The sequence below is a fragment of the Pseudomonas putida genome, from assembly GCF_028682175.1.
Taxonomy (GTDB): Bacteria; Pseudomonadota; Gammaproteobacteria; order Pseudomonadales; family Pseudomonadaceae; genus Aquipseudomonas; species Aquipseudomonas putida_AD.
Genome location: NZ_JANHKS010000007.1, coordinates 47,900 through 74,688, shown reverse-complemented (window position 1 = coordinate 74,688; position 26,789 = coordinate 47,900). Strand labels below are relative to the sequence as shown.

Genomic DNA, 26,789 nt, shown 5'->3' with positions numbered 1-26,789 from the left:
GGTCGCCACCCTGGTGGGTTACTTGATGAGGGTCAGGTTCATGCCTTGCAGGGCCTGCACCAGTGCGTCGATGTCGTCATAGGGTTGCATATGCACGGCTGTCCAGGTCGGGCGGTCCAGGAAGAGCTTGCCAGCGTCGTCAATCTTCACTGGCGTGGTATGAATCGCCAGATCCCGTGAGCGGTGAACGATGAGCGGAACATCGCCCTGGCGATCCACGATGAACATCCCTGGCAGTGGAAGCTTTGCTTTGGCTCGCTCAATCGGTCCGACAGGTATCGGAATGGGCGTTTCCATCACCTCGACCCGCACCTCGAAATCCCCTCTGATGAACTGCTTCTGAAGGCTCAGGTGAATTCCGACGTTCTCGCCGGCGTCTACGGAAACACCAGAAGGTGAACCGAGGGGCACATCGTTGACCCGCACGCCAATTGCAGCCTCCAGTTCGGCCAGACCCGGCACGGTGTCGGCGAACGTATTGCTGTGGCTGTTACCCACCAGCGCTACCCATTTGTGCGTGCCTACCGTTGCCTGGTGCTTGCGGATGGTGCGCGAGGCGAAGTAGCTGAACATTTCCTGGCGGGCGGTCGTTGTCGCGTTGCGCATCCCCTTGAGATGGTAGCTGGCCGCGCAATCGATGGCGCGCACTTCGATACCGTGCTCGCGGGCCTTCACCACCAGCCTCTCGAAGGTATACACCTTGGCCGGATCGGTCATATGGCCGGTGTCGAGTTTTTGCAGGGTTAGCAGCAGGTGCTTGTTCATCACGCCGGTCTCGGCGAAACGGTCGAGATCCAGTTGGTGCAGGTCGGTGAGCACGTGCTCCAGATACAGCGTCTGGACTTTCTGTTCAGCCAGCAGCGGCATGTTGTCGATGATGAGTTTCTTGCTGCCGATGGAACTGTGGTACTCGCCGATGACCATGCCGTCGGTTTGCTGATACAGGCGCTCGATGAAGGTCGGCGTGCTGATCTGCGGCTCGATGACTGGCATCGTCGGGCGAGGTGCCAGCTCGACGGTCAGGACCTGCCCGGCGTCTTCGCGAAGTTTGTCGCGCAAGGTGGCGAACTGGTCCTCGACGATGCGCAGGCGCTCATCGGTAGACATGTAGCGGGTGTCCATACCGCGGCGGTTGTAGAGCGTGAGCTCGTAAAGTGTGTCCCTGGAGGTCACCGGCATTTCGTACGCAGCGTCGGCCAGCGACAGTTGCAGTGGCGTTTGCGGACCCACGGGTACCCACTCCTGAGGCGCGATGCGCTGCCAGCCTGACATACCGTCCCAGCGCATGCCACCGTCGGTGATGCGGGTGTCTTGCACGGCGTGTTCCACCTGCACGAGGGTGGATTGCGGCGCTTCGGCCGATACTGACCGGGCGTAACCTATGGTGTAGTCACTGCGTATCAATCCGCCATCGGGCAGGGCCCGGTCGGCTTCACGGCGGATAAGCGTCGCGCTGTCGGCAGGCAGGTCGGCGATGTGGACGCTGATTGCGCCTTCCAGTTCTGCCACGCCCGGCACGTTATCCCGGGTGTTGGCAAACTTGTGCTCGAGCAGCGCGACCCAGCGCCGATCGGGATTGCTGGCGACATCATCGCTGATGACCCTGTGAGCGTAATAGTTGCTCATCTTCTGCGTCGCAGTGCTGTCATCGGCGGCGGCAGCGAGAGGCAGTGCGTCCACCGGGTAGCTCGTCGATGCGCTCAGCGGGCGGATCTCGATGTTGTGACGGTGCGCCTGTTTGATGAGGTGGTAGTAGTCGAATTCCTGGCTGAGGTTGTCCAGCGCTCCATCGTTGATGGAGGCCAGGTGATTCCTGAGTTCATGGGATCCGGAGCGGAATTTGCTGCCCTTTGCGCGGTATTTGGCCAGCTTTTTCACGTGTTTGTCAGTGAACAGATGCGGCAGGTAGATAACCTCCACGCGTTGCTCCACCAGTGTCTGCATGTGGCTGATCAACAGGCGTTTGCTGGCAACGGACTTGGGCCCCTCACTGAGCACCAGGCCGTTGCTGTGGGTCAACAGGTTTTCCAGAAGGCTACCCACGGAGGTCGAGGGATCGACGGCAGGCAGCGTTGGCCTTGGCGCCAGCACGGGGGGTGTTGAGAAAAACGCCTGGGCATCGCGGTAGAGATTGCCTTTGAGTCTGGCGTAGACCTGGCGCATTTCTCCGTAGTAGATCGCGAAGAATTCACCCAGTCCCAACCCCAGCTGATCGTCCTCGACTGTTTTCAGGATCACATCAAGATCACGCCGGACGTCGGCCGGCATCTCATACTCGACCCGACTGACGCCGGCTGCCTGATCGCCAGCGCTGTCCTGGGCCAATGCGCGATAGGTGCCATGCCTGCCGTTGACGCCACCGCGCAGCGCCGGGGCCTGGCGCAACTGCCACCCACCCTGGTCGTTCAGGCTCACCGGCTGGCGACCGAAAAAGGCATAGGGGTTGGCAGGGTCGACGATGTACCAGCTGCGCAGATGAGTGTCGTAGTTGACCTGGTAGACCAGACCGTCCATCTCGATGTACGACTTGCCATTGATCCCCAGGCTGACACCTCGGGCGTGGCCTTCGGTGATCCGAGGCAAACCTTCCAGCGAGATGTCCACTACACGGTCAGCGTTGACCACCCTCGGCCCCTGGGGGCGTGGCACAGCGGGGGCCTGGCCCAGAGGCTGCCATGCGCCGTTGTTATCCATAACCGCGTAGTGCCGGGTGGCATAGGCCTCGTCGGAACCGGAACCTAATGGTTTGTAGACCTCGACGTGGCGATTGACGTTGGGCCGGGTGACGTACGCCGCTTCATCCTGAAGCTGGACGGGAAACAGTTCGTCATAGGTCGGCAGGCTCGAGGCGCGTTGCAGCGTGACGGGCAGGGGCGCCGCAGAGGGCTCGCTGGACAGCTTGCGCATCACACCACCAAAGCCTTTCAGCCCTGCGCTGAGATCCCCCGCGGCGCCCAGGCTGTTGAGCACCGAAGCGATGACGTGCATGCCGGCCTCTTCGGGATTCGACCCCGTCAGCGCCTTGAGTGCACGCAGGCTGTCGCGCAGGGACAGGGCAATGCCGACCGCGAAGCTGGCAGGCGGAAAGGGCAGGGTCAGGACAGTGGCGATGACATCGATGCTGTTCCAGATCAGGCGTTCGAGCATGTCGCTGCGGCTGGTGGTGGTGTCGGCCACATCACGCAGCTTGCGCTCGATGGGGCGGTCGAAGCAGGCCCGGGCGAACTCCGGAATCGCGTCCTTGAGCAGCGGAGCCTTGGTGGCGTTGCCTTGTTTCATGTCATTGAGGAAGAACGACAGTATGCGGCGCGCGTCGACCCGGCAGCGGTCCTTGTAGTAGTCGATCATCCCCGGCTGGGCGAGAGACTGCTCGAAGCTGCTGAACAGCCGGAATTCTTGCCCGTCAGGCGCTTGCGGGGTGTAGAGCAGGGCCGCCAGGTTGATGGTGGTCGGCAGCAGGGCGAAGCAACCTTGCACAGTCTCTACGTAGCTCAGGTCGGTGTCCGGTATGACCAGGTGCTCGAACAGGTGCGTGCGCGAGGCGATGAACGGCTTGTCGATATGAATCTGCAGCGGGTAGACCGGATGGCTTTCGCGGGTGGACGGTTCATCGTCGTGCAGGTTTTGCAGCGAGGGCAGCAGCCACTGGTAGTGGGTTGCATCGATGTGCCCTTTGAGCACGCTGCGCAGCGCTGCGGCCTTCATCTGCAACTGGGTAATCAGGGTGCTGGCCTGGCGGCGGTAACGATAGCCGGCAGAGACGGGATCGAGCAGGGTGCTTCTGATGTGCTCGATGTAGCCGTCGGCCAGCCATTTGCCGCGCACCGAGCCTGTAACGTTGGCCGGCGTCAGGCGGCTCAGATCGACACCTTCGGGGCCGCTGAACGTCGCCACGGTGTCGGCGGTGGGGGTGAGCAGGCCGATGGAGTCGTCGTAGCCGTCGCGGATCATCTGGGTGTAGGTCAGGGTCTCGCGTTCCGAGGTGATGATGATCTGGTCGGGGTCCACTGAGCCTGTCGGCGTGTTCAGCAGCCTGTTGATGCTCTGGCTGGCGCGCCGGTGCACGTACGCATCGAAGGCCTCGACATGGGTGTGGGGTTTGGCGGCGTAGTTGTCGATTGCGCCTTTGACCGCATCCTCCAGGGCGACCAGTTCCTGGCGCTGGGCGTCGTCTGCCGTAACCAGCCAGTCCGGTGTGTGGGCATCCTGATTGGAATGCATCACGCCGATCAGTTCATTGACCTGGGCCTGCAAGGCGTCGTCGTAGCTGGCCAGCGGGACGAGTTCGAGGAAGTCCTTCCCGGGGAAGGGTTTGTTGCGCAACGATTCAAGTGTCGCCTGCAGCGCCGGGCGGTTGGTAGCGGCCGCCTGTTGCAGCAGGTACTGGCTCATGTCGGGGCTGGCTGTCCAGCCGACCAGTTCGTGCAACAACTGTGTCTGGTTGTGGAAGCCATGGAACTGCTGTTTTGGCGAGTGGGAAGTGAACATGACCAGTCGTTCGAGATTGCCCTGGCTGTCGGCAATCCTGAACACCAGCATGCGCCCCATGATGTCAGTGCCGTTGATGCGGATCTGCTGGGCGGTCACCTGTCTTGCGCTTTTGCCGGCGGACGCCGTGAACTGCTCGATGTGCTCGAAATCCTCAGGGGTGATATGCCCTTGCAGTTTTGCAGCGAGGATCGACTCGCCCAGTTGCAGGCGCATCTGCTCGGCCAACAGTGTCTGGTTGGCTTGCTTGGCGTAGGCCGCACACTGGTACTGGCCGAAGCTGACGCGCAGCTTGAGCTGGTTGATCAGGCGGGCGATGTAGGTCGGGGTCAGGGCGGGATGGCTGGCATCGGCCTGTGCATTGCCGATGCTCAGGGTGGTTCGCGTCAGAAATGCCGAGCCAGGCTGCTCATCGCCGGGATGCAGGCCATGCAGTGCCAGTTGCAGCAGGTTATTGCTGACGACGTAGTCCTCGCCAGTGACAGGCAGGGTGCGGTGGGTGCTGACGGTGATGGCCTCGGGTGCCAGGTCGTAGCCCAGGTCGCTGGCCAGGTGAGTGCGCAGGGTGACTTGCGCGTACTCAGTGGCTGAACCTGCGCCGTTCAGGGCGCCCGACAGGGCAAGGCGCGCCAGGTCGTAACGCTCCATGCGGGCCATGTACGCCTTGCGGTCATCCAGGGAGGCCAGTTTGAGCCAGTCCGGCAGGCTCTTGCTCAGTTCGCGCTCGTCGAGTACCTGCTGCCAGCGCACGAGCATGCCCGAGGGGCCGAACAGCCCGTCCATGGCCGCAGCGCTCTCGATCTGGCGGGCATGCAGAGCCGTATCGGCGAGCAGCCCTTCGCCGCACACGTAGCGGACGTCCTTGCGCTGCTTGCTGGCCTGGCGGGCCAGCGCGTGACGATAGGGATCGACGGTGATGGCCTGCAGTTGCACGTCTGACAGGCTGAAGGCCTCGATGAACAGCTGGCTGTCCTCGATCACCGCCAGGGCGGCTTCCTGATGGCGTTGGTCGGCATTCACCAGCAATGCCCAGCGCAGCACAGGGTCGTTGAGCCAGGCGACGACTTTTTCCAGCATGGCGTCCCGTGTTGCGAACTCGATCAGACCACTGCCCGGCAGTGCCAGCAGGGTCTTCCCGGTTTCTGTGCTCATGACCAGTGCACCCTTGATTTCGGCCTGGGTCTGGTCGTTGATTCTGATGTGCAGCGAATGGCTGTTTATCGAGTCTTGCGGGTTTTCCTGCCCGGCTTTTGCTAAAGCAGGCAGGCACTGCGCGGCGTCCCGGCTCAATTCACGTTCATGGGCCTTGAACGCGACCTCATCGCGGAAACTCCGGGCCAGGGAGGTGGCGAACCAGTTGCGCCGCGGGCTGTTGAAGGCGCTGGGAGCGAGCCAGAATTCGTTGAGTTGCTGGAGGAACGCTTCGACCTGCGTTTCGATCTGGCCGGCGTCTTTCGCTTTCAAGGCATCGAGCAGCGCCTGGGGCGCCTTTGGCAGATTTGCGAGTTCGGTGGACAGTTCGGTTTGCCAGCGCTTGAGCGATTGCAGTGCGGCTGCGGGATCCTGCGGGGGGCTTAGTGTTACGACGTTGTCTGGATCAAATGTTTGCATGTTGGGTACTTCCTGACGGGCCCATTTGCCATGGGCATGTATGGCGCGGAACGGTTCGCGTGATTGGCCCCTAATCAATCACGTGCGCGTCATGTCAGTGCGGTACTTATGTATTGCCAGGCTGCGGGCGCAGGTTTTGTTCGCCCAGCGCCATATCGGTCTTCATTACGCTATAATCCCGCCCTTTAGCTGCCCGCCGCCGTTGTGCCGGGCACACTTATTGATCAGGCGCACGACGCCTGCCAGCAGACTTAAGAGGCTAGACCCTAGTGGCATTGACGATCCTTGGCCTGTCCGGCGCCCTTAGCCATGATCCTTCCGCGGCCCTGTACATCGACGGCAAACTGGTTGCCGCCGCCGAAGAAGAGCGCTTCGTGCGCGACAAACACGCAAAGAACCGCATGCCGTACGAGTCGGCGAAGTTCTGCCTGGAGCAGGCCGGCATCAAGCCGTCCGATGTTGACGTAGTGGCCATTCCGTTCGCCCCGATCAGTCTGTTCGGCGAGGCGCGCTGGCACTATGCCAAGCGTTACTGGTACGCCCCGGACCGTGCGCTGGACGCCATCCTGATGGGTAACCGTCGCTACAAGCGCTATCGCAACAAGATCGTCTGGTGCCTGGAGCAACTGGGCTTCGATCCGAAAAAGATCAAGATCGAACCGGTCGAGCACCACCTGGCCCACGCTTCCAGCGCCTACCACTGCTCCGGTTTCAAAGAGAAAACCGCGATCCTGGGCATCGACGGCAAGGGTGAGTACGCCACCACGTTCTTCGGCTACGGCGAGAACGGCAAGATTCACAAGATCAAGGAATTCTACGATCCGGATTCGTTGGGCGGCCTGTACGGGGCGATCACCGAGTTCCTGGGTTTCGAAATGCTCGACGGCGAGTTCAAGGTCATGGGCATGGCGCCGTACGGCGACGCCAGCAAGTATGACTTCTCGCGTCTGGCCAGCTTCGAAAACGGCGAACTGGTGATCAACACCGAGTACGCCAACGTCATCGGCCTGCGCCGCTACAAAGAGAAGGGCAAGGGTTTCTACTTCTCGCCAAAATTGATCGAGTGGCTGGGTCCAAAGCGCGAAGGCGACATCGCCGACGAGCCGTACATCCACTACGCGGCCAGCATGCAGGCGCTGTTCGAGAAGCTGGCGTTGCAGATGATGGATCACTACCTGGGTGACATCCTCAAGGAAACCGGCAAGATCGCCTTCGCTGGCGGCTGCGCGCTGAACGTCAAGCTGAACCAGAAGATCATCGCCCGCCCTGAGGTCAAGGAGCTGTTCGTTCAGCCGGCCTCCGGTGACGCCGGCACCGCAGTCGGTGCTGCGGCCTACGTTTCCCACGCTCGTGGCGTGCCGGTCGAGAAGATGGAACACGTCTATCTCGGCCCTTCGTACAGCAACGAAGACGTGATCGCGGCCTGCGCCCGTCACCCGAGCGCGCCGAAGTGGCGCAAGCTGGACAACATGCCCGAGCAGATCGCCAGGATCATGGTCGATGGCAACCCGGTGGCCTGGTTCCAGGGCCGCATGGAGTTCGGTCCGCGCGCACTGGGTGGTCGTTCGATCATCGGCTGCCCGAGCGTGGCTGGCGTGGCTGACCGCATCAACCATCAGATCAAGTTCCGCGAGCGCTGGAGGCCTTTCTGCCCGTCCATGCTCGACACCGTCGCACCGCAGATGATCAAGATCGATCACCCGGCGCCGTTCATGACCTTCACCTTCGAAGTGGCTGAAGAGTGGAAGACCCGCGTGCCGGAAGTCGTCCACGAAGACGGCACTTCCCGTGCCCAGGTGCTCAAGCGCGAATACAACCCGCGCTACTACGACATGATGAAAGCGCTGGAAAACCTGACCGGCAACGGCGTGTCGCTGAACACCTCGCTCAACCGTCGTGGCGAGCCGATGATCTGCTCGCCGACCGACGCGCTGAACATGTTCTTCGGCTCGGACCTGCAATACCTGATCATGGAAGACATCCTGGTGGTCAAAGACGGCGCGGACACCTATGACACGCTCGGCTGAGCGTCATGTGCTGCAGTTCTGCCACGGCTATGACGGGCCGTTTCTCGACTGCGCCCGTCAATACGCCAGCCTGTTTGCGGGCAAGGGGTACCGTGTCACCACGGTATTCCTGACCGGCGCGGCTGACGCCGGTGTGGCGGACGGTTGCGCCTCGGACGAGGTGCTGTTCCTGGAGTACAGCTCCAAGGCCATTCGCGGCCTGAAGCTGGGCGCCATCCGCGATCTGCGCAAGATCGTCGCTTCGCGCAACTTCACCTTCTGCATCGCCCACCGCTTCAAGCCGATCTACATCGCGCTGCTCGGTACCCGCTTGCCCGTCATCGGCGTTCACCACGCCTTTGGCGACTACCAGCGTCGCAGCCGCAAACTGTTTGCCCATCTGTTCCGCCAGCGCCTGAGCCTGCTGGGCGTGTCCGACGCCGTGCGCGACGACATGCGCCAGTGCCTGCCCAAGTGGCCGACCGGGCGCATCCAGACGCTGTACAACCGCATCGACGTCGATCAACTGGCCAAGACCCAGTTGCCCCGCGAGCAGGCCCGGGAAGTGTTGGGGCTGCCGCAGGATGCCTGGATCGTCGGAAACGTCGGGCGTCTGCATCCGGACAAGGACCAGGCCACGCTGCTCGGCGGTTTTGCCCGGGCCCAGTCCAAACTGCCGGCCGACAGCCTGGTGGTGATCATGGGCAAGGGGCGTCTGGAGCAGGACCTCAAGGAGCAGGCCATGGAGCTGGCGATCGGTCGCCAGGTCATGCTGCTGGGCCAGGTGCCGGAGGCCAGCCGTTACTTCAAGGCGTTCGATGCCTTTGCCCTGAGCTCGGACCACGAACCGTTCGGCATGGTCCTGCTTGAAGCCATGGTCGCCGGCGTGCCGCTGATCGCCACCTCGGCGGGCGGTGCGAAAGAAGTGGTCGAGGGGGTCGGCATCCTGTTCCCGCTCGGCGATGCCGAGCATCTGGCCCAGGGCCTGGTGCACCTGTCGCGTCTCGATGCCGGGCAGCGTCAGTCCTGCGCCGACATGATGCTGGAGCGTCTGCGCGAGCGGTTCTCCGATGAGGCCGTGCGCAAGGTGTTCTGGCGTCTGCCGCAAGTCACCGACCTGACTGCGGAGTCCTGATGTTCAATCGTTTTCAAGCCATTCGTGAACGCGGCTGGACGCAGATCGACGCGCCTGCTTATGCACAGGCCTGGCAGCGTTTCGGCGGCAGCGTCGCGACTCACCCGCTGGTGGTCGAACGGCTGGCGGCACTGGCCGATATCCCGGTGCGTTACCTGGGTTTTGAACAGGGTGGCGAGCTCAAAGCCGCGATCCCGACCTGGGGCCGCTCTCTGGCGCTGTCCAAGGACGTGCTCAAGAGCCACGGCAAGAAAGGCCTGTTCGACCTGGGCAATGCCGAGTTGATCCTGCCGGCGGCCGTCGATGCCCAGGCACCGCTGCGTCATCGCGGCCGCTACCTGTCGGAGTTGAATCAGGGTCGCTTCGCCGAGCTCAAGCCGCAGGCCGAGTCGTTGGCAATGGCGCGCACCCCGGAAGACCTGTCGAAGAAATTCCGCTACAACCAGCGCCGCGAACTGCGCCTGCTGGAAGAGGCGGGCGGAGTGGTGCGGCCAATCACCGACTTCTCAAGCGCCGAGATCGCGCGCATGTACTGCGACCTGTTCCAGCGCCGCTGGGGCTTTGCGGCCACGGGTGCCGAGCGCATGGCCGAGGTGGTCGAACTGCTGCGCGAATTGTTGATCGGTTCGGTGATCTTCCTCAACGATGCGCCGATTGCCATTCAACTGATCTACCGCGTCGAAGCGCCGCAATGGGTCAGTATCGAATACATCAACGGTGGCGTTGACCCCGAAACCCGCGACTTCAGCCCCGGCAGCGTGTTGAGCTTTCTCAACACCCAAAGCGCCTGGGAAGATGCCCGGGCCCGGGGCAAGACGCTGCGTTTCTCCTTTGGTCGCGCCGATCGTGAGTACAAGGATCGTTGGTGCAACCCCATGCCGGTGTTTCAGGTGTGAGCCGCAAACAGGAGTTGCTCAAGCGCCACCGCCGCAACAAGCGGGTGGCGTTGCTGCTGGCATTGGTCATTCTGGTGCTGGTCGGTGTCGTGGTGGCCTGGTGGTTGCCGCTGGTGCTGGCGATCCTGGGCTGGGTTGCCCACGAAGCCTGGTTCTCCGATCATCTGTTCTACTCGCCGGCTGACGATTACCAGTACCGGTTCGCCGAGAGCAACCTGGTGCCCTGCGTTCGGCTTGAAGGCGACCGGCTGTGCCTGGATCAGCCCCTGGCGCAGGATCCATCGCAGACTTTGGTCTTGGCCGTGCGGGTGAAAGCCACGCTGCTGGGTCGTTTCTTCGACCCTGCCATCGAGCTGACAGGCGACGGCGTGAGCGACAGCCAGGCGTTCGAGCGGGGCGTGAATGGCCTGCGTTATCTCAATCTCACAGGTCTGGCCGCGCAGGTGAGCGCCGGGCAGTTGCGCCTTCGGGGCCGCCGCTGTGTGATTCAGGGCACGCCGCAATTGTGGTCGTTCCAGCACGCTGACGCTCGCCGCCAGCGGGTGATGGTGATCGCACCCCATGCCGATGACGCTGAGCTGGCTGCGTTCGGCCTGTACAGCCAGGCCGACGAAAGCTGGATCGTCACGCTGACCGCCGGCGAAATCGAAGCCGAGCACTATCAGCAGATGGGCATGAACCGCGCGGATGCTGCGCGGATCAAAGGCCGCCTGCGTGCCTGGGACAGCATCACCGTGCCGCGCTGGGCGGGCGTTCCGGAATCCCGTTGCGTGCAACTGGGCTACTTCTGCCTGCAATTGCCGGCCATGCAGGCGGCGCCGGATCAGCCGATCGCCTCCCGTGAAGCCGACCTGAGCGATACCCGGCTGTTTCGCCAGTTCAACAGCATGACCCTGCCAGGTGACGCCGACGGCGCGCCTACGTGGAACAATCTGATCGCCGACCTGCGCGCTCTGTTGCTGCACGCAAGGCCGGACGTGGTGGTGATGCCCCACGCCACCATCGACCCGCACCCGGACCACATCTGCTCGCAGGCAGCGGTGTTCGAGGCGTTGCAAGGCCTCGAATGGCAGCCGCAGACGGTCCTGGGTTACGCCAATCACCTGCACGACAATGACCGCTGGCCCATGGGCAATGCCTACAGCGGTGTCGCGCTGCCTCCGGTGTTCGATGCATCGGTGACGCTGGTGCCCTACAGTATCGAACTCGATGTTCAACAGCAGCGAGACAAGGCCATGGCCTTGGGTATGATGCATGACCTGCAACCATCGCCGCCGCTCAAGCGTCGCGTGCGAAGGTGGCTGCAGAAAGTTCTTGCGGGCCGACGCTGGCCTGCGGAAGGTGAAAACGAATTTTTCAGAAAAGCCGTGCGTCGCCACGAATTGTTCTGGCGCAGAGAGCTCTGATCGCCCTCGACTCCCTGGAGTCGAGCGGCCGGGCTGACAAAGATCCGGTGTTAAAAGGAAGCCCATGAAGGTTCTATTTCTGGTCCAGAAAGAGCAGCGCGCTATTCTGGATCGTCTCTATGAAGGGGTCGCCGCCAACTGCGAATGCGACCTGCGCTGGCTGAGCTCCGACGAGCAACGCCACCTGCGGCGCTATTTCCGCCAGCACGTGGACGTGACGAAATACGACCGCATCGTGTTCTTCCTGCGCTTCAAGCAGGAGATCCGTCAGGCCAGCTTCATTCGCACCGTGCCCAATCTGGTGATCCTGGAGCACGACGCCTACCAGAATTACATCCCCTGCAAATACACCGGCAAGTTCAGCGCGCACTATCGCAAGCTGCCGTGGGTGCGGGTCTTGAGCTCCGGCTTCGTGGTCAGCGAGCGCTTGCGCCAGGAAGGCTTCGACGCGGTCTTCGTGCCCAAGGGCTACGACCAGACGCTGCTCAGCGACCAGGGCCGCGAGCGCGACATCGAGCTTGCGTTCGTCGGCAGCACCAACAGCGTTGCCTACAGCGGGCGCAAGGCGTTGCTCGATGAACTGGGCCAGGTCGAGAATCTGGTGGTCACGCGCACCAAATCCGGTGAGGAATATTGCGACACCCTGAACCGCATTCGCTTCTTCGTCAGTGCCGACGTCGGCATGGGCGAATACATGATCAAGAATTTCGAGGCGATGGCATGCGGATGCGTGCTCTTTGCCTATGATCAAGGCGATGCGGAAAATCGCGCGTTGGGCCTGCAGGACATGCAGAACGTGGTGTTCTACAGCGATATTCCACAGCTGCGGCAAAAGCTTGCGATACTTCGTAACGATACTGCACGGGCTGCACGTATTGCAGTCAATGGTCGCGATCTGGCAGTGTCGCAGTTCAGCTTCGCAGCTATCGGTGCACGGATCGTGCGCGAGCTCGAACCAGCGTTGCGTGAGCGGGCTCCGTTGAGCTGGGTCGAGCGGGTGCGGGCGGTTTTAGGATTTTGACTGATTTCAAGGGATGACAGGCTGCTGATAGTCTGTGACGCAAGATTAAGCTGCTCTCCTGGGGGGCGCATTGGCTTTACCATTTATTGATTCAGTCTGCATGGATGTAGCGACCTACTCATCGGGACGTGGCGAAAAATGAGCCTCGTAAACGTGATGTGGTCGAGCGGCGCGCCGTTTTCTTCAGTCCATAAGGTTCACCAACAGATCGTCGCGCAGCTCGACCCCTCGACCGAAATCAAGACCTGGTTTCTCAAGGGGAGGCACAGCGAGTCCGCGCGCTCGACCGGTGAGGTCCGCGAGTGGGGTTTCACCTCGCGGCAACTGAAGGGGCGCCACATCTGGCGGCTTTACATGCCGATCCTGCACGCGCGCCTGCGCAAGGCCCTGTCCGACAGCCGCGCCGAAGTGGTGCTGCTCGACGGTCTGGGCGCGTCCCGGGTGCTGTTGCCCGTGCTCATGAACATGCCCGAGCTTCGGGTGGTGGTGGTGTTTCATGGCGCCACGCGCCTGAGTGCAGAGCAGCGCGCGCTGTTCCAGAGCTTTCCGGCTCAGCGGCTGACCCTGGCGGCGGTGTCCATGACCCTGGCTTCATCGATGCAGGCGGTCCTGGGCCTGCCGGTGCGCGCGTTGCGCAGCGCGCTGGACCCCAAGCTGTTCTGCATGGGGTTGCAGGAGCGCGAACAGGCCCGGCGCCTGATGGACCTTCCCGACAACAACGCCCGCGTGCTGGGGGCAATCGGTCGCCTGGTGCCGGACAAGGGCTTCGATTATCTGCTTGAGGCGTTTTCCCGCTCGCTGTCCCATCACCCTGACCTCAAACTGGTCATCGTCGGCGAGGGGCCTGATCGCAAATCACTGGAAGAGAAAATCAGGCAGCTCAAGCTTCAGGGCAAGGTCTTCCTGCCTGGCCACAAGCCCGGTCTTGCGCAGCTGTATCGAGGCTTTGACTGGGTTGTCATTCCTTCCCGCGAAGAGGGGCTGGGGCTGGTGTTGCAGGAGGCAGTGATCGCCGGTGTGCCGGTGCTGGCCAGCGATCTTGAAGTCTTTCGCGAGCAGCTCGGCACCGCCGGGCACTATGTGCCGGTCGCGGATGTGCCCGCCTGGGCGGCGGCCATCGATCAGTTTGCCAATCAGGAGCGCGACAGCATCTCGACCTCCCAGTACCGCGCCCTGGCGCCAGAGCGGGTGTGGCTTGAGTTCTGCAACGATTCCCGAGCCTTGCTGACCCCTGACCGGTAATCCCAGCCCGATGGCGCTCTAGCCGTTGGCGAGCAAAGCCTGCTCGAGATCCCGCAACGGAAATTCGGCGTGCAGGTTTTCACGATCGATATACCGCGCGAAGTGCTGCAGATTGCGTTTTTTCAGGCTCGGCGAAAGCGGTGCCTTGAAGAAGCGCATGTCGGCCACGTCGATCAACCCAAGCTGCTCATTGGGGGTGACGACGATATTCCCGAGATGCAACGAACGGAAATAGATGCCTGAACGGTGCAGTTCGCGGATCAAGCCGATCAGCGCGGGGAGTGCCTGTGTCCAGCTGAAACCCGGCGCCTGCGCCAGTTGACGCAGCGTCTGGCCTGGCAGCGGCTGGTAGAGTACGGCTGTCATGCCTGGCTGATCGAGGGTGTAGTAACTGACGACCTTGAGCGTGGGAACACCCAGTTTTTCCAGCTGGACGGCGTTGTCGATGAAGCGTCTGGAATAAGGTCGTAACAAAGCAGATGAGAACCAGCGCTTACGTCTGAAGAGTTTAAGGATATTGCCGTCCTGCAACCTGTACACTTTCGCGCCGTAGCTGTCGGCTTCCAGGACATTGGCACCGACTATCAGTTGATTTAAGGCGGCCTCAGAGAGCCGAGAGCATTGCATCAGTAGAAAGCCTTGTGGAGATTGCGAGCGGGTTGACGGGCCATGATGCCCAAAAGCGAACGCTTTCACCATGCCGGCCGGCTGAGCCACTCGTTTTTAGGGAGATAAAATGCATTCCAGTCGCTGGGCACAAGCTGTGATGTCCATGGGATTCCTTTGGTTTGTCGTCGCGATAGCCTTCGCGCCGACGAACAAGATCTACCAGCAGGGGCTGGTGGCATTGTTGTGGTTGCCCACCCTTGCGCTGGCATGGTCGGGCCGCGAGTGTCTGGGCACGTTCTGGCGTGAGCAGCGTGCGCTGTGCGTGGCGCTTGTGCTGTTGGCGCTGTGGGCGAGCATCAGCCTGGTGTGGAGCGCGACCGACGATGGCAGCCGTGAGCTCAAGCGGATGCTGTACATCGCCGTGTTCATCCTGTTCTTTCCGATCCTCGCGGCGGGGCGAACGGACAACGTGGTGCGCCTTCTGCAACTGGGCGGCGTGGGCCTGGGTGTGGCGTCTGCCTATTCCCTGTACCGCTACTACGGTTTCCTGCATGCACCCTGGTTCCTGCGCCTGGAGGGGATCGGCGAGCTGAGCCATCCGATCCTGGGCGCTTATGTCATTGGCGTGGCGCTGGTCTGGAGCCTGTTGTTGCCGCCTCAGCGCCGCTTGTCCCAGGTCATCTGGCTTTGCAGCCTGCTGCTGTGCCTGGCGTTCGTGGTGATGTCCCAGAGCCGCGGCGCGTTGCTGGCCCTGGCGCTGACCGTGGCGCTGCTGCCACTCTGGTGGCGGGATCGACGTGCGTGGATCTTCAGCGGCACGGTGCTGGTATTGGGTGTGATCGGGCTGATCGTGTTCCAGTCGCTGATGACCGATCGCGGATCGTCCTACCGCCCTGAAATCTTCGGCGCGGTGCTGCAGATGATCGAACTGCATCCGCTGAAGGGCCTTGGAATCGGCACAAACTACAGCGTCACCATTGCCGATGGCCAGGTCTTCGACCATTCCCACAACCTGTTCACTCATACCACCATCCTGCTGGGCTTGCCCGGGCTGGTGCTCTGGAGCGTGGTCTGGCTGCTGGTGCTGCGTGAGGCATGGCTGGCGCGCTCGACGGCTCTGGGCCGCTGCATGATGGGCGTCTGGATCTTCTCGACGTGCGCCATGCAGTTCGACGCCGCCAGCCTGACCGGGTCGCCCCGGGCGGAATGGTTCATCAGCTGGTTGCCGATCGGCCTGGCCTGCGTTCTGGTATGGGCAAGGGCGCCGCGCCATGCTGTGGTAAAATCCCGCGTTCAATTCAACCAGTGAGCTTTACGATGAGTGACAAAGGGTCCGATAAAGGACAGAGCTCCAGTCTGAAGATCTATCTTCGACTGCTGAACTATGTGAAGCCCTACGTGGGCATTTTCCTGCTCAGCATCGTTGGCTTCGTTATCTTTGCCTCCACCCAGCCCATGCTGGCAGGCATTCTCAAGTACTTCGTCGATGGCCTGACCAACCCGGAAGCTGCGCTGTTCCCCAACACTCCTTACCTCAAGGACCTGCAGCTGCTGCAGGCCGTGCCGCTGCTGATCGTGCTGATCGCCGCATGGCAGGGGCTGGGCTCTTACCTGGGCAACTACTTCCTGGCCAAGGTTTCACTGGGGCTGGTCCACGACCTGCGCGTGCAACTGTTCAACAAGTTGCTGGTGCTGCCCAACCGCTATTTCGACACCCACAACTCCGGGCACCTGATTTCGCGGATCACTTTCAACGTGACCATGGTCACCGGCGCTGCGACCGACGCGATCAAAGTGGTGATCCGTGAAGGCCTGACCATCGTCTTCCTGTTCCTTTACCTGGTGTGGATGAACTGGAAGCTGACCATCGTGATGCTGGCGATCCTGCCGCTGATCGCGGTCATGGTCGGCAGTTCGAGCAAGAAATTCCGCAAGCAGAGCAAGAAGATCCAGGTGGCGATGGGCGATGTGACCCACGTTGCCTCGGAAACCATTCAGGGCTATCGGGTGGTGCGCAGCTTCGGTGGCGAAAAGTACGAAGAAGAGCGTTTCGCCAACGCCAGCACCAGCAACACCGACAAACAACTGCGCATGACCAAGACCGGCGCGATCTACACGCCGATGCTGCAACTGGTCATCTATACCGCCATGGCGGTGCTGATGTTCCTGGTGCTGTGGCTGCGCGGGGATGCAACCGCAGGTGACCTGGTGGCCTACATCACCGCCGCTGGCCTGCTGCCCAAGCCGATTCGCCAGCTGTCGGAAGTCAGCTCGACCATCCAGAAGGGTGTCGCCGGTGCCGAAAGCATCTTCGAACAACTGGATGTGGAGCCTGAAGTCGATACCGGCACCGTGGAGCTGGATCGGGTCAAGGGCCATCTGGAAGTGCGCAACCTGAGCTTCACCTATCCGGAAACCGAGCGTGAGGTGCTGCACGACATCAGCTTCTCGGCGGCGCCCGGGCAGATGATCGCGCTGGTGGGCCGTTCAGGCAGCGGCAAGTCCACCCTGGCCAACCTGATTCCAAGGTTTTATCACCACAATGCCGGGCAGATCCTGCTCGATGGCGTGGAGATCGAGGATTATCGCTTGCGTAACCTGCGCCGCCACGTGGCCCAGGTAAACCAGAACGTGACCCTGTTCAATGACAGCGTTGCCAACAACATCGCCTACGGTGACCTGGCCGGTGCGCCGCGCAGCGACATCGAAGCGGCGGCAGCCGATGCCTACGCCAAGGAGTTCGTCGAGCAACTGCCAGAAGGCTTCGATACCCAGGTCGGCGAGAACGGCGTACTGCTCTCCGGCGGTCAGCGCCAGCGCCTGGCGATTGCCCGCGCGCTGCTCAAGAACGCGCCATTGTTGATCCTCGACGAGGCGACTTCGGCGCTGGACACCGAGTCGGAGCGGCACATTCAGGCGGCGCTGGATCACGTCATGAAAGGCCGCACCACGTTGGTCATCGCTCACCGTCTGTCGACCATCGAGCGCGCCGACCTGATCCTTGTCATGGATCAGGGCCGTATCGTCGAGCGCGGCACCCATGCCCAGTTGCTGGCACAGAACGGCTACTACTCGCGCCTGCACGCCATGGGCCTGGATGAGCCCGCACCGGTCGGGGCGGTATAGCAGCAGATTTTCCGACGCATCACCTTTGACGCCTATCGCGAGCAAGCTCACTCCTACAGGATTTGCGCAAGACCTGTAGGAGTGAGCTTGCTCGCGATGGGGCCAGCACAGGCATCCTCACGTTCTGTTACGCCGACTTTTCCCCAAGGCCTCAAGCCTTTCCAAACCCTGTGCTAAGATTCCGGCCTTGTTCATTCTTAGTTACGGGTTGTTCGATGAAGTTGTCCATGCCGCGTTTCGATCAGGCACCAGTTCTGGTAGTGGGCGATGTCATGCTCGACCGCTATTGGCATGGCGGTACCTCCAGAATTTCCCCTGAGGCCCCGGTGCCAGTGGTCAAGGTCGACCAGATCGAAGATCGCCCGGGCGGCGCAGCCAACGTTGCGCTCAACATCGCAGCCCTGGGCGCCAAGGCCTCGCTGGTCGGCGTGACCGGTGAAGACGAAGCCGCCATCAGCCTGAACAACAGCCTCAAAGCCGCAGGCGTGACGGCCCGCTTCCAGCGCGTTGCCCACCAGCCGACCATCGTCAAGCTGCGGGTCATGAGCCGTCACCAGCAACTGCTGCGCATCGATTTCGAAGAACCCTTCGCCACCGACGCCATCGCCCTGAGCGAGGAAGTCGATTCCCTGCTGGACGGCGTCAAGGTGCTGGTACTGTCCGACTACGGCAAGGGCGCACTGAAAAACCATCAGGTGCTCATCAAGTCTGCGCGTGACCGTGGGATTCCCGTGGTCGCCGACCCCAAAGGCAAGGATTTCAGCATCTATCGCGGCGCCAGCCTGATTACCCCGAACCTCAGCGAATTCGAAGCCATCGTTGGCCATTGCGTCGACGAAGCCGAGCTGGTGGCGAAGGGCGCGAAGCTGATGACCGATCTCGAACTGGGCGCGCTGCTGGTCACCCGTGGCGAACACGGCATGACCTTGCTGCGCCCCGACCAGCAGGCCCTGCACCTGCCGGCACGCGCCCGGGAAGTATTCGACGTGACCGGCGCCGGTGACACCGTGATTTCCACCCTGGCCGCCGCCCTGGCCGCCGGTGAAGAGCTGCCCCACGCGGTGGCCCTGGCCAACCTGGCCGCCGGCATCGTGGTCGGCAAGCTGGGTACCGCTGCCATCAGCGCCCCTGAACTGCGTCGCGCCATCCAGCGTGCCGAAGGTTCGGAACGCGGCGTGCTGACCCTCGATCAACTGCTGCTGGCCGTCGAAGATGCGCGGGCCCACGGCGAGTCGATCGTGTTCACCAACGGCTGTTTCGACATCCTGCATGCCGGCCACGTGACCTATCTGGAACAGGCCAGCGCCCAGGGTGACCGGCTGATCGTCGCGGTCAACGACGACGCATCGGTGAGCCGCCTCAAGGGGCCGGGTCGTCCGATCAACAGCGTCGACCGGCGCATGGCGGTCCTCGCCGGGCTCGGCGCGGTGGACTGGGTGATCAGCTTCCCCGAGGGCACACCGGAAAACCTGCTGACCCACGTCAAGCCCGATGTGCTGGTCAAGGGCGGCGACTACAGCGTCGACCAGGTGGTCGGCGCGCCGATAGTCCAGGCCTACGGCGGCGAAGTGCGCGTGCTGGGGTTGGTGGAGAACAGCTCGACCACCGCGATTGTCGAGAAGATCCGCGGGCAGTAATTACGGGTTGGACGGCGATCCATCATGGATTACGGTCATTGTAGGAGTGAGCTTGCTCGCGATAACCGTCTGTCTATGACGAATTCGTTGTCTGACACGCCGCGATCGCGAGCAAGCTCACTCCTACAGGTCAGGGCAGCATCAGGTTTTATGCAGCGTCTTGCGCGCCATGCGCAGCAGCTGTTTGGCGCCCACCGTCAATCGGCGTTTGATGCCGGTCTTTTTCGCCTTCTTTGGGGTCAGCCCCTGGGCGAGCAGCCAGTCCTTCCAGCGAATGCGCTCCTCGCGCACTACCCAGCCTTCCTGCGCCGCGAAGCTTTCGGCCAGGTACAAACCACGGGTGCCCGCCGGTGACAGCTTGTCGTTCTTGAGCGTATACAGCTCAGGCAAGGGCACGCCATTTTCCAGCGGCATCAGGTAAAGGTCAGGCTTGCTGCGGTTGAGCCTCGCGACCAACTGGTCGTTCTCCAGCGTCTCATCGACGTGAAACAGGCTCAGCGGCCGAGCTTCACGGGGCACTTCCAGGCGCATGTCGTAGATCAACTGCAGCGAAGCGGTCGGCAGGTGCACATAGGCGCGCGGGCGTTCGATCAAGGTCATGCTGCCGCAGCGCACGGGGCGCGCAGCTCCGGACAGCGGGCTCAGGCGAAAGGGCATGGCCTCGCGGTAGTGCAGGGCGGCAGCGTAGGGCGCAGGCAGCCAGGTGTCGTTGAAGCGCCCGCCGAGCCAGCCCTGGGGCGTTTCGATCAGGCATTCCTCGGCCACTTCCTGAATCGCCGTGTGCAGCGGCAGGTTCAGCTCGTGGGCCGGCACGTAACCGGAAATCAGCTTGAGCACCACATCGCCACGGTCCTGGCGGCGCTGGCGCACCAGCACCCAGTAATCGCGGTTCTGCCAGTTCAGCGTCAGGCGCACCGACACCCCAAGATTGGCCAGTTCAGTGGAGAACCGCTCGCTGTCCTGCACTTCGATCTTGCGACGACGTTGCAGCGTCTGGGAAAAATTCAGCGGCATCCCGACGCTCTGGTAACTCAGGCCTTCGGGAGTGGCTTCGACGAACAGCGGCAGGGTCTTGAAGTTGCTCGGGTTCTTGCGGATCAGCGTTCGCGGCATATCGGCTCCTTCTTGCGTTGGGGTCGGCCGCCCGTTCAGTTCTGACGGCGGATCACGGAGGCAGCGGTTGCCACGTTATGGGCCAGGTGCAGCGGGTTGATGGTCCCGACGATAGCACCGGTGACGCCAGGATGTGCGAACAGCAGTTCGAAACTGGCCTGCACAGGATCGACACCTGCGCCTGCGCAAACGTGCCCGCTGGCCAGCGCTTTTTTGATCAGAATGCCTTTGGCGTGAACAGCAGCGTAGTCCAGCACCGGCTTTTCGCCCTGTTCGTTGAGGTTGTAGGTGACCATGGCGCAGTCGCCATCCTGCAAGGCCAGCAGGCCGCCTTCGACAGTTTTGCCCGAGAAGCCGAAGCCGCGAATCTTGCCTTCGCGCTTGAGCTCGGCCAGCGTCTGGTACACCCCGCACTCATTGAGCACATGCAGGTCGTTGCCGTCCGAGTGCACCAGCACCAGGTCGATGAAGTCGGTTTCCAGGCGTTTGAGGCTGCGCTCCACAGACAGGCGCGTGTGCGCCTGGCTGAAGTCATGGCGGGACTGACCCGCCTCGAATTCTTCGCCGACCTTGCTGACGATGACCCAGTCCTGACGCTGGCCGCGCAGCAGCGGGCCCAGGCGTTCTTCGCTGCGGCCATAGGCGGGGGCGGTGTCGATCAGATTGATGCCCAGGTCCCGCGCCTGCTTGAGCAGCATCCGCGCTTCGTCGTCATCGGGGATGGTGAAGCCGTTGGGGTATTTGACGCCCTGGTCGCGGCCCAGCTTGACCGTGCCCAGGCCGATAGGGGAGACGTCGATGCCCAGGCTGCCCAGTGGGCGATGCAGATCGTGCAGAGTCTTCATGGCAGCAGCACGTCCCACACAGGTTTAGCCAGCGCCGGCCGGGGCAGGTCTTTGCGCGCCGGTTGTGGAATCGGGTGGATGTCATCCCGCGACAGTGACGCCAGTACCCGATCGGCGAAGTCCGGCGCAAGCGCCAGCTTGGTTGGCCAGCCCACCATCAGCCGCCCCTGAACGTCGAGGAAGGCATTGTCCGGGCGTACCAGGCCGCTTTGTTGAGGCTCGGCGCGGTCCACGCGCAAGGTTGCGAACTGCGCCTGGCTCAGGTCGATCCAGGGCAGCAGGTGAGTCAGTTCCTTTTTCGCCGCGGCGATCTGTTCGGCAGGCTCGCGGGCCACGCCCTCGGCTTCGGAGATGTCACCGCCCAGGTACCACACCCACTGGCCGTCGGCCGCTGGATGGGTGGTGACCGTGATGCGCGGCTTGGGGCCGCCACCCAGGCAGTGGGCGTATAGCGGCTTGAGCGTCGGCCCCTTGACCATGACCATGTGCAGCGGACGACGCTGCATGGCCGGATGGCTGACGTTCAGCGTCTTGAGCAGATCGGCCGTGCCGCCGCCGGCGCTGATCACCACGCGCTGGGCGTGAATGTCGCGGCCATCGACACGCAGGCCGACCAGTTCACCCTCGTGCAACAGCGGCTCGATCTTCTCGCCCGCCAGCAGGCTGTCGCCGGCCAGTTCAGCGAGTTTCTCGATCAGGCTTGGAACGTCGATGACCAGCTCGGCCAGGCGGTAGACCTTGCCCTTGAAACGCGGATCCTGCAGTGCAGGCGGAAGGTCCGTGCCCTTGACCTGATCGACCCGGCCACGCACCGCCTTGCTGGCGAAGAAACTGGTGAGATTGCCCGCCAGGGTGCCCGGCGACCACAGGTAATGCGCCTCGGACAGCAAACGCACGCCCGACAGGTTCAACTCGCCTTTGCCTGCGAGCGCCTCACGCCAGCGGCGGGGCATGTCGGCGATGGCTTCCGAAGCGCCGGACAGCGCGCCGTGCAGTGCATATTTGGCGCCGCCATGGATGATGCCCTGGGATTTGACCGTCTGCCCGCCGCCCAGGCTGGCGTTTTCCACAACGATTGTCGAGAAGCCCTGCCGACGCAGGCGAGCGTTGAGCCAGAGGCCGGCAACGCCTGCGCCGACAATCAGGACGTCAGTGGAAATTGCGGAAGACATGAACACCTCAAATGGCGAAACGAATTGCGCCATTATAGGGGAACAGGCTTTTGAGTAACCTGCTTAATGCCCTGCGGTTTTCGAGAACAGCTGAATCACCACCACCCCGGCGACGATCATCGCCATGCCGGCGATGGCAGGCAGGTCGAGTTTCTGGCCGTAGATGATCAGCGCCGCGATGCTGACCATGACGATGCCCATGCCCGCCCAGACCGCGTAGGCCACGCCCACCGGGATGCTGCGCACCACCAGCGTCAGCATCCAGAACGCCACGGCGTAACCGACGATCACCAGCAGCAGCGGTAGTGGCGTGCTCAGGCCTTTGACGGCTTTCATCGAAACAGTGGCGATGACTTCGGCGCAGATGGCGATGGCGAGCAGGTAGTAGGCAGACATGATGAAAGTCCTCTTTACAGATACGTCTTCAATGGCTGCCGATTCTAGCGCTCGCTCAGATGGGGTAAAGTCATTACCTATCTCTTGGGCTGATAGGTTGCCGAGTCATGGAATGGAGCCTTGAACAAATCAGGCTGTTCGTCAGCGTCGCCGAGCAGCGCTCGTTTTCCGCCGTAGCGCGAGAGTCCCGGCGGGCGCAGTCGGCGGTCAGCAGCGCGATTGCCATGCTGGAGACGGATCTTGGCGTGAGCCTGTTCGACCGTAGCAGTGGTCGCCAGCCGCGCCTGACTGAAGCGGGCAACGCGTTGCTTGAAGAGGCGCGGGAACTGCTGCGCCAGTGCGAGCGGCTGGACGGTCGCGCCCTGGCGTTGATGCGCGGCCAGGAAGCACGGTTGCGCCTGGCCCATGACGAAGCCATGCCCTACCAGCCGGTCCTCGACAGCCTGGACGCGCTGGATCAACGCTTCCCCAGCGTGGAGGTGCAACTGGCCAGCGGCGCCCAGGGCGATGTGGCGCGCAAGCTGGTGGAGCGGCGCGCAGACCTGGGCCTGCTGTTTCATCACGACCAGATGCCCGAAGCCCTGGAGCGGCGGGTGCTGGGCAGTGTGGAAATGGTCACGGTCTGCGCGGTCGATCATCCCCTGGCGAGCCAGCCGGTGGTCACCCGCCAGCAGTTGGCGCGGCACCGGCAATTGCTCATCGCGCCGCAGCAGAGTGGCTATCCCGGTGGCGAGCAGTTGAGCCCGCAGGTGTGGCGTGCGGACAGTTTCTACGTCATGGCCGAACTGCTGATGCGCGGACTGGGGTGGGCCTGGCTGCCGCGCCACGTGGTGCAATACCCGGCCTATCAGAACCAGATGATCGAACTGAGCAGCGAGTGGACGCCGCCTGCGCTGGTGGTGGAAATGGTCTGGCGCCGCGACGAACCCCTGGGGCCTGCCGCACGCTGGCTGGCCGAATGCTTCACCCATCATTTGAAGGCCATTGGCTGATAAACTCCGCGCCCATGAATAGAACTCTCTACACACTCCTGTTTCATCTTGGCCTGCCCCTGATTGCCCTGCGCCTGTGGCTGCGGGCCCGCAAGGCCCCGGCTTATGCACAACGTATCGGTGAACGGTTCGCTCGCGGGCTGCCGCCCATGCAAAAGGGCGGCATCTGGGTGCACGCCGTGTCGGTGGGCGAGAGCATCGCTGCCGCGCCGATGGTCCGCGCGCTGCTGGCACGTTATCCACAACTGCCGATCACCATCACCTGCATGACGCCCACCGGGTCCGAACGCATTCAGTCGATGTTCGCCAACGAGCCGCGCATTCAGCATTGCTACCTGCCATACGATTTTCCGTGGGCGGCGGGGCGTTTTCTCGATCACATCCAGCCCAAGGTCGGCGTGATCATGGAGACCGAGCTGTGGCCCAACCATATTCATCAATGTGCGATGCGGGGTATTCCAACAGTTCTGGCCAACGCGCGTCTGTCGGAGCGTTCGGCGCGGGGTTACGGAAAGTTCGCCAGACTGACTCGGCCGATGCTCGCCGAGATGAGCCTGATCGCCGTGCAGACCGAAACCGAAGCCCAGCGTTTTCGTGACCTGGGTGCGCGCCCTGAGTGCGTAACCGTCACCGGTTCGATCAAGTTCGACCTGACCATCGACCCGCAATTGCTGGCGCGTGCGGCGCAGCAGCGAGCCGACTGGCAAACCACCGGGCGGCCGGTGTGGATCGCCGCCAGTACCCATGCCGGTGAGGATGAGGTGGTTCTCGCCGCCCACCGCGAGGTGCTGAAAAAGCATTCCGAAGCCTTGCTGATCCTGGTGCCGCGCCACCCCGAGCGCTTCAACAGCGTGTTCGAGTTGAGCCGCCAGCAGGGTTTTGCCAGTGTCCGTCGCTCGACCGCCGAGCCGGTCACCCGCGAAACCTCGGTGCTGGTGGGCGACACCATGGGCGAGTTGCTGTTTCTCTATGCGCTGGCTGAAATCGCCTTCGTCGGTGGCAGCCTGGTGCCCAACGGCGGGCACAACCTGCTGGAGCCTGCGGCGCTGGACAAGCCGGTATTGAGCGGCCCGCATCTGTTCAACTTCCTCGAAATCGCAGCGATGCTGCGCAGTGCCGGGGCGTTGGAGGAGGTGAGCGATGCGGCGGGATTGGCAGCGGTGGTGCAGCGATTGATCGAGGGGCCTGAGCAGGCGAAAGCCATGGCCGATGCGGGGTTGGCGGTGATGAAGGCCAATCAGGGCGCGTTGCAGAAGTTGCTGGACGGGATTGCGAATTTGCTGGCCGCCCGCTGACCTGCTTTTGATTCTGCCCGAAGGGCGTGGGAGCGAGGCTTGCCCGCGATCTGCCGCGTAGCGGCAGCAAACCCATTGCCTATGGTGTGCCTGACACATCCCGGTTGTCTGGTTTTGCTGCCGGTGCCCGGCAGATCGCGGGCAAGCCTCGCTCCCACGGCCTCCGGCCAGAATCAAACGCAACCCACGGTCGCCGTCACATACACATACGACGCGAATGACTCAACGTTCTGACGGACGCTCGAAATTCTTCGCCGCTTCCTTCGCCAGGTCCGGCGGCAGGAAGTCCTTGTCCGGGTTGTAATCGGGTTTGAGGAAGCGCGACAAATCCTGCAAGTCCCCCGGGCTCAGCGTGCCGGCCGCTTGCTTGAGGCGCAGGTTGTCGAGGATGTAGTCGTAGCGGGTGTTGTTGTAATCACGCACCGATGCGTACAACTGACGCTGCGCATCGAGCACGTCGACGATGTTGCGCGTGCCCACCTGATAGCCGATTTCCGTGGCTTCCAGCGCGCTCTGGTTGGAAATGATCGACTGTTTGCGCGCCTGCACCTGTTCCACGTCGGTGTTTACGGCACGGTGCAGGTTGCGGGTGTTTTCCACCACCTGGCGGCGCAGGCCCTCGCGCTGTTGTTCGGTCTGGCCGAGGCGGGCGTAGGCTTCGCGCACTTGCGAGCTGGTCAGGCCGCCGCTGTAGATCGGGATGTTCACCTGCAAACCAATGGTGCGTTGTTCGACGCTGCCGTGGAAGTCCTGCCCGGTGTAGTTCGGGTTGGTGAAGCCCAGCGGGTCGTTGTCGCCTTTCTGGTACTGGGCGACGGCATCGACGGTCGGCGCGTGCCCGGCCTTGCGCTGGCGCAGGGTTTCTTCGGCGGCGCTGACGGCGTAGTTGCTGGCCAGCAGGTTGAGGTTCTGTTGCGAGGCCGTGTCGACCCAGGATTTCGCATCGTTGGGCGACGGCGCCAGCACCGGCAGGGTGTGGACGATGCCTTCGATGGAGTTGTATTCGCGGTTGGTCAGGGTCACCAACGCCTGGAATGCGTCGTCCACCTGACGCTTGGCGACGATCCGCGCCGCCCGGGCAGTGTCGTAGCTGGCCTGGGCCTGGAGCACGTCGGTCTTGTCGGAAAGCCCCACGTCGAAGCGCTCGTTGGCCTGATCCAGTTGACGCTTGAACGCGGCTTCTTCGGCCTTGGTCGAAGCCAGGTTGTCCTGGGCGCGCAATACCGAGAAATAGTCCTCGGCGCTTTGCAGAATCAGGTTCTGCTCGGTCGCGGACAACTGCAGGATGGCCTGTTCGTTGACGTCCTTGGCGGCCTTGAGCTGGAACCAGCGGTCGGCGCGGAAGATCGGTTGGCTCAGGGTGGCGCGGTAGACCGTACCGCTGCGGTTGATGACCGCAGAAGGTTCGTCGATCTTGGTGCGGGTGTTGTTGATGTCGGCACCGCCGGAAATGTTCGGCAACAGCCCGGCGCGGGCCTGGGGCACGATCTCTTTCTGCGCATCGTAGCTGGCGCGGGCGGCGGCGAGGTCGGCGTTGTTGTTCACAGCTTCCTGGTAGACGCTGACCAGACCGGTCTTGGTCGGCAGTGGCAAGTCCGCTGCTGTGGCCATCGCGTTGGATGCGCATGAAACGGCAATGGCCAGTGAGAGTTTGCGCAGCATAGACATTCCCTAGTAATTCAGCTGTGTGAAGACGTGGCCGCAAGATCGCTTTGCGCCGGTTGCGAGTGTAGTTCCACAAGATCGCGACAACAATCCGACAGATGCGCCATTTAACGAGCGTTTGAATTCCGCGCTTG

18 protein-coding genes are annotated in these 26,789 nt (G+C 62.6%); 11 read left to right on the top strand and 7 right to left on the bottom strand.

What is annotated here, in order from left to right; translation table 11 throughout:
• Positions 1-18: 18 nt before the first annotated feature.
• On the bottom strand, positions 19-6,099 hold the full coding sequence (locus tag NPS29_RS07585; RefSeq protein ID WP_274131729.1) for a membrane-targeted effector domain-containing toxin: 6,081 nt from the start codon (positions 6,097-6,099) through the stop codon (positions 19-21).
• Between the two features lie 269 nt (positions 6,100-6,368).
• Here NPS29_RS07585 and NPS29_RS07580 point away from each other — a divergent pair, with 269 nt between their 5' ends.
• From NPS29_RS07580 to NPS29_RS07555, 6 genes are all read left to right on the top strand, one after another.
• Positions 6,369-8,126, top strand: coding sequence for a carbamoyltransferase family protein (locus NPS29_RS07580; protein ID WP_274131727.1), 1,758 nt, complete (start codon positions 6,369-6,371; stop codon positions 8,124-8,126).
• Positions 8,110-9,240, top strand: coding sequence for a glycosyltransferase (locus NPS29_RS07575; protein ID WP_274131726.1), 1,131 nt, complete (start codon positions 8,110-8,112; stop codon positions 9,238-9,240). The genes NPS29_RS07580 and NPS29_RS07575 overlap by 17 nt, the downstream gene beginning before the upstream one ends.
• Positions 9,240-10,136: an antimicrobial resistance protein Mig-14 gene (locus tag NPS29_RS07570; RefSeq protein WP_274131725.1), complete on the top strand. Its 897-nt coding sequence runs from the start codon at positions 9,240-9,242 to the stop codon at positions 10,134-10,136. The genes NPS29_RS07575 and NPS29_RS07570 overlap by 1 nt, the downstream gene beginning before the upstream one ends.
• On the top strand, positions 10,133-11,542 hold the full coding sequence (locus NPS29_RS07565) for a PIG-L deacetylase family protein (protein ID WP_274131724.1): 1,410 nt from the start codon (positions 10,133-10,135) through the stop codon (positions 11,540-11,542). The genes NPS29_RS07570 and NPS29_RS07565 overlap by 4 nt, the downstream gene beginning before the upstream one ends.
• A 64-nt stretch (positions 11,543-11,606) precedes the next feature.
• Positions 11,607-12,563, top strand: a complete 957-nt coding sequence (locus NPS29_RS07560) for a glycosyltransferase family protein (protein ID WP_274131723.1) — start codon at positions 11,607-11,609, stop codon at positions 12,561-12,563.
• 138 nt (positions 12,564-12,701) lie between these two features.
• On the top strand, positions 12,702-13,805 hold the full coding sequence (locus tag NPS29_RS07555) for a glycosyltransferase (protein WP_274131722.1): 1,104 nt from the start codon (positions 12,702-12,704) through the stop codon (positions 13,803-13,805).
• Between the two features lie 18 nt (positions 13,806-13,823).
• Here NPS29_RS07555 and NPS29_RS07550 read toward each other — a convergent pair whose 3' ends face one another.
• Positions 13,824-14,432 carry a toluene tolerance protein gene (locus NPS29_RS07550; RefSeq protein ID WP_274131816.1) on the bottom strand — a complete coding sequence of 203 codons (609 nt, stop codon included), beginning with the start codon at positions 14,430-14,432 and terminating at the stop codon, positions 13,824-13,826.
• A gap of 145 nt (positions 14,433-14,577) precedes the next feature.
• Here NPS29_RS07550 and NPS29_RS07545 point away from each other — a divergent pair, with 145 nt between their 5' ends.
• From NPS29_RS07545 to hldE, 3 genes are all read left to right on the top strand, one after another.
• A complete protein-coding gene (locus NPS29_RS07545; RefSeq protein ID WP_274131721.1) occupies positions 14,578-15,723 on the top strand; it encodes an O-antigen ligase family protein in 1,146 nt (381 codons plus the stop codon).
• 8 nt (positions 15,724-15,731) lie between these two features.
• The gene (msbA, locus tag NPS29_RS07540) at positions 15,732-17,540 is read left to right on the top strand and encodes a lipid A export permease/ATP-binding protein MsbA (RefSeq protein WP_274131720.1); all 1,809 of its coding nucleotides are present in this window, start codon (positions 15,732-15,734) and stop codon (positions 17,538-17,540) included.
• A 215-nt stretch (positions 17,541-17,755) separates the two neighbouring features.
• Complete coding sequence (gene hldE, locus NPS29_RS07535; protein WP_274131719.1) at positions 17,756-19,177, top strand: bifunctional D-glycero-beta-D-manno-heptose-7-phosphate kinase/D-glycero-beta-D-manno-heptose 1-phosphate adenylyltransferase HldE; 1,422 nt, start codon at positions 17,756-17,758, stop codon at positions 19,175-19,177.
• Between the two features lie 141 nt (positions 19,178-19,318).
• Here hldE and NPS29_RS07530 read toward each other — a convergent pair whose 3' ends face one another.
• From NPS29_RS07530 to NPS29_RS07515, 4 genes are all read right to left on the bottom strand, one after another.
• On the bottom strand, positions 19,319-20,290 hold the full coding sequence (locus NPS29_RS07530) for a metal ABC transporter ATPase (RefSeq protein WP_274131718.1): 972 nt from the start codon (positions 20,288-20,290) through the stop codon (positions 19,319-19,321).
• Between the two features lie 35 nt (positions 20,291-20,325).
• Positions 20,326-21,135 carry an aldo/keto reductase gene (locus NPS29_RS07525; protein ID WP_274131717.1) on the bottom strand — a complete coding sequence of 270 codons (810 nt, stop codon included), beginning with the start codon at positions 21,133-21,135 and terminating at the stop codon, positions 20,326-20,328.
• Positions 21,132-22,307: an NAD(P)/FAD-dependent oxidoreductase gene (locus tag NPS29_RS07520; RefSeq protein ID WP_274131716.1), complete on the bottom strand. Its 1,176-nt coding sequence runs from the start codon at positions 22,305-22,307 to the stop codon at positions 21,132-21,134. Before NPS29_RS07520 ends, NPS29_RS07525 begins: the two co-directional genes overlap by 4 nt.
• A 63-nt stretch (positions 22,308-22,370) precedes the next feature.
• Positions 22,371-22,703, bottom strand: a complete 333-nt coding sequence (locus NPS29_RS07515) for a DMT family transporter (RefSeq protein ID WP_274131715.1) — start codon at positions 22,701-22,703, stop codon at positions 22,371-22,373.
• A gap of 107 nt (positions 22,704-22,810) precedes the next feature.
• Between NPS29_RS07515 and NPS29_RS07510 the strand changes: the two genes are divergently transcribed.
• Positions 22,811-23,695 carry a LysR family transcriptional regulator gene (locus tag NPS29_RS07510; RefSeq protein ID WP_274131712.1) on the top strand — a complete coding sequence of 295 codons (885 nt, stop codon included), beginning with the start codon at positions 22,811-22,813 and terminating at the stop codon, positions 23,693-23,695.
• 14 nt (positions 23,696-23,709) lie between these two features.
• Complete coding sequence (gene waaA, locus NPS29_RS07505; protein WP_274131711.1) at positions 23,710-24,990, top strand: lipid IV(A) 3-deoxy-D-manno-octulosonic acid transferase; 1,281 nt, start codon at positions 23,710-23,712, stop codon at positions 24,988-24,990.
• A gap of 222 nt (positions 24,991-25,212) precedes the next feature.
• On the opposite strand, the gene NPS29_RS07500 is transcribed toward waaA, so the two are convergent.
• A complete protein-coding gene (locus tag NPS29_RS07500) occupies positions 25,213-26,652 on the bottom strand; it encodes a TolC family outer membrane protein (protein ID WP_274131710.1) in 1,440 nt (479 codons plus the stop codon).
• Between the last annotated feature and the right edge of the window lie 137 nt (positions 26,653-26,789).